This is a genomic window from Okeania sp. SIO3B5, assembly GCF_010692555.1.
In the GTDB taxonomy this organism is placed as follows: domain Bacteria; phylum Cyanobacteriota; class Cyanobacteriia; order Cyanobacteriales; family Microcoleaceae; genus Okeania.
This window is the reverse complement of the sequence record NZ_JAAHHG010000467.1, coordinates 1-7,924: the sequence shown is the minus strand read 5'-3', so window position 1 is coordinate 7,924 and position 7,924 is coordinate 1. Positions and strand designations below refer to the sequence as shown.

Annotated in this window: 3 protein-coding genes and 1 pseudogene; 3 read left to right on the top strand and 1 reads right to left on the bottom strand. The window is 35.4% G+C overall.

Features of this window, described 5'->3' with window-relative positions:
* Positions 1 to 423: pseudogene (locus tag F6K54_RS35630) on the bottom strand (histone deacetylase); the annotation flags it as partial.
* Positions 424 to 1,002: 579 nt separating this feature from the next.
* Between F6K54_RS35630 and gyrA the strand changes: the two are divergent.
* The 3 genes from gyrA (at position 1,003) to lnt (ending at position 7,399) form a co-directional block, all read left to right on the top strand.
* Positions 1,003 to 3,723 carry a DNA topoisomerase (ATP-hydrolyzing) subunit A gene (gene gyrA / locus F6K54_RS35625; protein ID WP_293088500.1) on the top strand — a complete coding sequence of 907 codons (2,721 nt, stop codon included), beginning with the start codon at positions 1,003 to 1,005 and terminating at the stop codon, positions 3,721 to 3,723.
* A 1,172-nt stretch (positions 3,724 to 4,895) separates the two neighbouring features.
* Positions 4,896 to 5,258 (top strand): 4a-hydroxytetrahydrobiopterin dehydratase, encoded by a 363-nt coding sequence (locus F6K54_RS35620; RefSeq protein ID WP_293088498.1) that lies wholly within the window; start codon positions 4,896 to 4,898, stop codon positions 5,256 to 5,258.
* 509 nt (positions 5,259 to 5,767) lie between these two features.
* A complete protein-coding gene (gene lnt / locus F6K54_RS35615; RefSeq protein ID WP_293088496.1) occupies positions 5,768 to 7,399 on the top strand; it encodes an apolipoprotein N-acyltransferase in 1,632 nt (543 codons plus the stop codon).
* Positions 7,400 to 7,924: the final 525 nt, after the last annotated feature.

Genomic DNA, 7,924 nt, shown 5'->3' with positions numbered 1-7,924 from the left:
AAATAAGCAAAATCCCATCCCCCGTTGACTTTCAGCGTGATGTCCAGGGGGCCTTGCTAAAACAAACGCTGGATTTGCATTTGTTAACACTTGATCGACTCCATCTAACCAAGCACTTATCGCTAACAATGCCACATCATAACTTTTGGCAGAAACTGGTGTATCTCCATCCAAATAACCACCACCTTGATTAGCTATTTCTGCTACTGCTTGAATATGATTACGAGAGTGAACTTTTTCTAGTAGTGTCATCAATGATGAATGACGCTGTTCCACCGGAGTGGGCGATCGCCATTGCAATTGGCCATTGTGAGGAAAAGTATGGAGAGTTTTGACAATAGCAGTTAAACGTTCTGGTCGCTCTGGGTGTAGCATACCAGTTTTGTGTTCGAGAAATTCATCGGAATAAATAACAGAAATCATAAGTTAATTTTAGATATTAGATTTTGTCCCCGGCAATGAAACTTTTTATCTTTTGATTTTGGGTTTAACATCCTTCGGTTGGAAGTCAGTCCTCAGTAAAATTTTTTGGGCTTTGATCCGAGGAACTGACTCCTGGCATCGAAGCCTTATAGGGTATAAATCCCCACATCTCACCCACGGTATCCGCAATTGGATGGGGTTTGGAATCTCCAAGAACATTGATTCTGTCTCCTGTCTTCTGTCTCCTGACTCCTTCTTCCATACCCCGCTGTCTACAAGGTGTTTACAATTAGTTGGGGTTATAAGTCGTTGACTATCCCCATCCACTTTTTCCTTCTTTCTTCTTCCTTTTTCCTTCTTCCTTCTTGAGTGTAATCATACCAATATTTGAACTTTAAATCTAACTAAAAATACTCAGACATTTTTGAGCTAATTTTATCAAAAATAGACACAAAATATGCTATAATTTTAGACGTAAACAGCATAATTTTGCAAATACACCGAACTTAATTGGACGAAATCCCATTTTTTCGGTTTTTTGTTAATTACTAAATTATATTTAACAGAGTTTTTCATTATATGACTACTTCTGAGTCACGAATTGTACCAACCGATCTCCGTAATGAAATGTCCCAATCATACCTAGAATACGCCATGAGCGTAATCGTAGGTAGGGCATTACCAGATACTAGGGATGGTCTCAAACCCGTGCATCGTCGCATACTCTATGCTATGAACGAATTAGGGTTAACAGCAGACCGCCCTTTCCGTAAATGCGCTCGTGTGGTAGGAGAAGTGCTGGGTAAGTATCATCCCCACGGCGATACAGCGGTGTACGATGCTTTGGTGCGAATGGCTCAGGATTTTTCAATGCGATCGCCCCTCATCCACGGCCACGGTAATTTTGGTTCTGTAGACAATGATCCACCTGCGGCTATGCGTTACACAGAGTGTCGTCTACAAGCACTCACTTCTGATGCCATGTTGCGGGATATTGATGCAGAAACAGTAGATTTTGTTGATAACTTTGATGGTTCTCAACAAGAACCGTTGGCACTGCCTTCCCGCATTCCTCAACTATTCCTCAATGGTTCGTCTGGTATTGCAGTGGGAATGGCAACTAATATTCCTCCCCACAATTTGGGGGAGCTTATTGATGGTTTGCTAGCACTGATCGAGAACCCAGAAATAACTGATACTGAGTTAATGCACTACATTCCCGGACCTGACTTTCCTACAGGGGCTCAAATTCTGGGAAAATCTGGTATCCGTGATGCTTATACACTTGGTCGTGGTTCTATAACTATGCGGGGTGTCGCCACTATAGAAACCCTCGAACAGCGGGGCCGCCCTGACAAAGAAGCTATTATTGTTACAGAGTTACCTTACCAAACTAATAAAGCAGCTTTAATTGAAAAAATTGCTGAACTGGTTAATGACAAAAAAATTGATGGCATTTCTGATATTAGGGATGAAAGCGATCGCGACGGAATGCGGGTAGTTATTGAACTCAAACGAGATGCTTATCCTAGAGTTGTACTCAATAATCTTTATAAACAAACTACTCTACAAGCCAATTTTGGAGCTAATATTTTAGCATTAGTAAATTCAGAACCCCAGTTACTAACGCTGAAAAAATATCTGGAAGTATTCCTAGATTTTCGGATAGAAACTATTACAAGAAGGACTCAATACGAACTCCGAAAAGCTGAAGAAAGAGACCATTTATTACAAGGTTTACTAATTGCTTTAGATAACCTAGATGCAATTATTCAATTAATTCGTCAGGCTGCAGATACTCCTACTGCTAAACAAGAACTAATTGAAAATCATGGTTTATCTGAAGTACAATCAGACGCAATTTTACAAATGCAGTTAAGAAGATTAACAGCATTAGAAGCACAAAAAATTGAACAAGAACATGAAGAATTACTGTTGAAAATTGCTGATTTACAAGATATATTAGCTAAACGGGAACGGATTCTAGAAATTATTGAAACTGAAGCTTTAGAAATAAAAGAACGCTATGCTACTCCGAGAAGAACTATCATTGAATTAGCAGAAGGTGAACTAGATGATACAGATTTAATTGCCAATGAAAAAGCAATTATTCTATTAACAGAACAAGGGTATATTAAACGGATGCCAGTTAATACTTTTGAGGCTCAAAGTCGAGCAACTCGTGGTAAGTCTGGTACGAAAATGAAAGAAGATGATGGAGTTGAACATTTTCTCAGTTGTTGTGACCATGACAGTATTTTATTCTTTACTCAAAGAGGTGTTGTTTATTGTCTAAGTGCTTATCAAATTCCTATTGGTTCTCGTATAGCAAGGGGCGTACCAGTGGTACAAATGTTACCTATTCCACGAGATGAAAAAGTAACTTCTATAGTGGCAGTTTCAGAGTTCACTGATGACGAATTTTTAGTGATGTTGACCAAGGGTGGATATATTAAAAAAACACCTTTATCCGCATTTTCTAATATCCGTTCTAATGGATTAATCGCTATTTCTCTTGCCGAAGGTGACCAATTAAGATGGGTAAGAAGAGCGAGAGTTGATGATAGTGTGATTATTGCTTCTAGTTCTGGGATGGCAATTCACTTTAGAACGGATAATAAACAATTGCGTTCTTTGGGTCGTAATACTAGAGGTGTAAAATCCATGAAACTGATGGAAGATGATGAGTTAATTAGTATGGATATTTTACCTAGTTCAATTGTAGATAAAATTGCTGATGTTGATGAGGAAGAACTAGAACTAGAAACTGAAGAATTAGAACTAGAAACTGAAGAATTAGAAGAGGAAGAAACTGAAGAAACATCAGCTAATAATAGTGGTCCGTGGGCATTAGTTATTACGACTGGTGGTTATGGAAAGCGGGTGCCAGTTTCTCAATTTACCTTACAAAACCGAGGTGGTAAAGGTCGTATTGCTACTAAGTTTAAGAAGAAGAAACGGAAACAAGATAAATTAGCTTCTTTACGAATAGTTAATGAAACTGAAGAGTTAATAATGATTACTACTCGCGGAATTATTATTCGTCAAGCAATTGATGCTATTTCGATTCAATCTCGTAGTGCTACAGGAGTAAGGGTACAAAAATTAGATGATGCGGATAGTATTGCAGAAGTAGCTTTAGTTCCGGCAACAGAAACTGAAGAAATAGAGGAAACAGAAGATATAGATGTAGAAGATCTGGTAGATATAGATGCAGAAGAAACTGAAGATATAGACGCAGAAGATATGGAGGAAACTGAAGATGAAGACATAGATGTAGAAGATATGGAGGAAGAGTAAGGAAGTAGGGATAAACTCTTGGATCTGGTTATATAACCTCTACTTTTGGGAGTAAGGAGAAAGGAATATTTTATAAAATTTCACTCTACTCCTTACTATCATCTTATTCCTTATTATTTATAAGTTTAAAGAGGGAGTAGGGAGTAGGGAGTAGGGGGGAAAGAATTGATAATTGCTGTGAGATAATTGATTTGATTTTTTATTATTTAGGACTTACGCAGATACGCTATATATAGCGCTTAAAACTATTGTCCAATAGTACTTGAACTCTATAAATAGTACCTCTGCGTAAGTCCTGTTATTGGAGATATCTAATAGACATCTCCAAAAATTAAAAATCAAATCAATTCTTATCCAGAAATTATCAGTTATTCCCCTCCTGGGAGGGGTTAGGGGTGGGTTCCCTGTTCCCTGTTCCCTGTTCCCTCTTTTCTGGAGATATCTAATGAATAAAGCAAGCATTCATTTAATTTCTACTACATTCTCAACCAGATATTAGTATTCTGAAGCTTTGATAAAACCCACATTCCGCACGTCAAGAGCGTAACATTAAAAGTAGTATATAGACCCATAGCTTGGTAGGTATTTATACTATGCAAATTATCTTAAATCATCTTAATTACTTTTTTCGTTCATCAAATTCCGAGTAAAAAATTAAGCATAAATACTTGCTTAATTGACTACTCAATCACGGCAGCTATGATTTTCTTCTAAAATTCTGTCTCCTGTCTCCTGTCTTCTGATATCATGTTCGGATAATCAGTTATAAAAAACCTTCTGCCTTCTAACCTTGCTCTTTCCCTCCAGCATAGCTGCCTCCAGCATAGCTGCCTTCGATCCACAGATATTATAAGTATTCAACCGAACATGATATGACTCCTTCTTCGGTTGCTACATTTTGTCGTGCGGAATGTAGGATAAAATTGCTTTTTTCTCCTTTAAGGGTAATAAAGCTGATAACGCAGTTCCTCCGATAGGAGGCTAGGTGACTGCTGTTTGCGCAGCATTCCGCAGGAAATGCTTACATAAAAGTTTTAGCTCTATAGCAGTCGAAGCAAAGGGCGCGGACAGATAAAAAACTTAAAACTCAGACAACGTAATACTTTTTCTTCTTCCTTCTTCCTTCTTCCTTCTTTCTTCTTTCTTCTGCTATAAATCAAAAATATTGATTCATGGAATTTTATTCTGCCTTTTTATTAGTACAAAAAACTGAGATTCACAATATAAAACCCTTAAGTGAAGTAGAAATTTATCGATATTTACAAGACTTATCAAATTGGCAAATAAAAGATAATAAACTATCTTATACTCATAAATTTCAAAACTTTGTTGAAGCTATCAATTTTGTCAATTGTTTAGTTACGCCAGCAGAAACAGCAAATCATCATCCAGATATTGCTATTTCCTACAATCAAGTTACCATAAATTTGACAACCCATGATGTAGGCGGATTAACGGCATTAGACTTCGAGTTAGCAACAACTATTTCTCAGTTAATCAAAACTTGGAAATCAGATAAAAAATGTCAACTTTAACAGAATAAAAAAATAAATTTAATTGAAAAGAGTATAGCAATTCCCAAAAAGCGTGAGGTACAAAATTTTAGGTTTTAGGGAACAGGAAACAGGTAATAAAAAGACAAAAAGACAAAAAGATAACTGTATCTCACTAATTTGAGAAACGCTATATAAAATAATATCAAGAACGAACGGGCCAGAGGCCCATTCCACTTTATATTTCCTATTTCCTATTTCCTATTCCCTGTTCCAATTTTGGGATATATAGTTTAAATGCAGAACAGCTTACATTTACAGCCGCTATTATTATAGTAAATGCTTTATTTGGGGAAGCTTTTATTCAAGCAAAATCACAGGGAAACTCAGAAATTTTTCAATCAATTAAATTTTGGAAAAAACAAAATAATTCAGATAAACTTAACCTATTTTTTAAGCCTTAATTATTAATTATTAATTATTAATTATTAATTATTAATTATTAATTATTAATTATTAATTATTAATTATTCCTTTTATAACCTTAAAAAATGAAATTATTCATAACATTTATTAGTGGCATTTTCATGGGAATGACCACAGCACCAGTAAACGCATGGTTTCTTGCATGGGTAGCTCTAGCTCCTCTTTGGGTGTTAGTAATTCAACAAGAAAAATACTTTGATAAATTTTTATTAGGTTTAGTTTGGGGAATAGGTTATCACGGTGTAGCTTTATTTTGGATAACGGGAGTTCATCCAATGACTTGGTTAGGAGTTCCTTGGTTAGCTAGTGTAGCGATCGCTCTATTTTGTTGGATTTTTATCACCCTTTGGGGAGCAGTTTTAGTTGCTATTTGGGCTTATTTATTTGGGGTTTTAACTCCTACATCTTTCTCAGGGAAAATATTCTCATTTGCCAGAGTTTTATTAGGTATAACTTTATGGTGTTGTTTAGAGAAAATCTGGAGTTTAGGAAGTCTTTGGTGGACTTCTTTATCTTTGACTCAGAGCAACTATAATTTAGTAATTTTACATCTTAGTCAATTATCAGGACCAATTACAGTTACAGCAGCTATTGTCACAGTAAACGCTTTATTTGGGGAAGCTTTTATTCAAGCAAAATCACAGGGAAACTCAGAAATTTTTCAATCAATTAAATTTTGGAAAAAACAAAATAACTCAGATAAACTTAACCTCTTCTTTAAACCTTCATTATTAATTATTAATTATTCATTATTAATTATTAATTATTCCTTCTTCCTTCCAATTACAACTTTTATATTTTTCCACATAGTAGGATTTAGTCTATATAATATTCCTTTAAATCCCGATTCAACCACAGCATTAAAAGTGGGAATTATTCAAGGAAATATTCCTAATGAAATTAAGTTCAATTCTACAGGTTGGTATCGTGCCCTGGAAGGTTATACAAAAGGATATAAAAAGTTAGCAGACCAAAATGTTGATGCTGTATTAACTCCAGAAACAGCTTTACCTTTTTTGTGGACAAATCAAAATAATCGTAGATTCCTTTCTTTTTATCAAGCAATTTTAGAGAAAAAAGTAGTAGCTTGGGTAGGTGGTTATGGTAAACAAGATAATAATCTGACAAACAGTTTATTTACTATAGATAATACAGGAGAAATTTTTAGTCGTTATGACAAAATTAAATTAGTACCTCTAGGAGAATTTATTCCTTTTAATGAAGTCTTAGGAAAACTAATAGATAGACTCTCACCTTTAGACGCTCATTTAGTACCTGGAAAAACAGACCAAATATTTGATACACCCTTTGGCAAAGCAATAGTTGGAATTTGTTATGACTCAGCTTTTTCCGAAGTATTTCAAAGACAAACCGCAGCAGGAGGAGAATTTATTTTAACCGCAGCTAATAACGCCCATTATAGTTCAACAATGCCAGCTCAACATCATGCTCAAGATGTAATACGGGCGATTGAAACTGATAGATGGGCGGTACGAGCAACTAATACAGGTTATTCTGGAATAGTAAACCCTCACGGCAGAACAATTTGGCAGTCTGGAATTAATACTTATGAAACTTATTCAACCACAATTTATCGGCGAAATACCCAAACTTTATATGTAAAATGGGGTGATTGGTTAACACCAGTATTACTTGTAGGAGGAGGATTAACAAAAATAACTTTATGGTTAAAATAAAACAATCTATTTCATACTAGAAAACAGTTCATTAATTGATAATTTATAATGGATAATTGATAATTACCTCTGGTTAAAACCGTTACGGAATTGAATATAAGGAAATATTATTTCGTAAGCATTCAGCCGTCAGCTATCAGCTAGCCTCCTATGGTCGGAACTTTCCTACGGAATGCTACGCAAACGTTAACAGCTATGAGTTATTAGCTCATTATCAGCTCAAAAGAGGAATTAGTCTCCAAGGAGAATTAAAACTTATAAAAAAAATGTCTTCAGCTAACCTTAGTAATTTCTTGAATATGTTCATGCATCTGTTTGCGCAGCATTCCGTAGGAAATGCTGAATGCTAAATGCTTACATTTAGTAAGAGCGATAAAAAGACTTTACATGAGATGTCTCTTTGACAAAAAAGATAATTTACGCCCTAAAAAATGGTATTAAAGCCATCCATTCTGACTCCTGACTCCTGACTCCTGACTCCTAAGAAATACCCTAGATATTTGTAGCAAACATTTATCAATCTGG

What these genes read in the sequence shown, in the direction of transcription:
- lnt (WP_293088496.1), top strand. Translation starts at nt 5,768, where the DNA reads ATGAAATTATTCATAACATTTATTAGTGGCATTTTCATGGGAATGACC.
- gyrA (WP_293088500.1), top strand. Translation starts at nt 1,003, where the DNA reads ATGACTACTTCTGAGTCACGAATTGTACCAACCGATCTCCGTAATGAA.
- F6K54_RS35620 (WP_293088498.1), top strand. Translation starts at nt 4,896, where the DNA reads ATGGAATTTTATTCTGCCTTTTTATTAGTACAAAAAACTGAGATTCAC.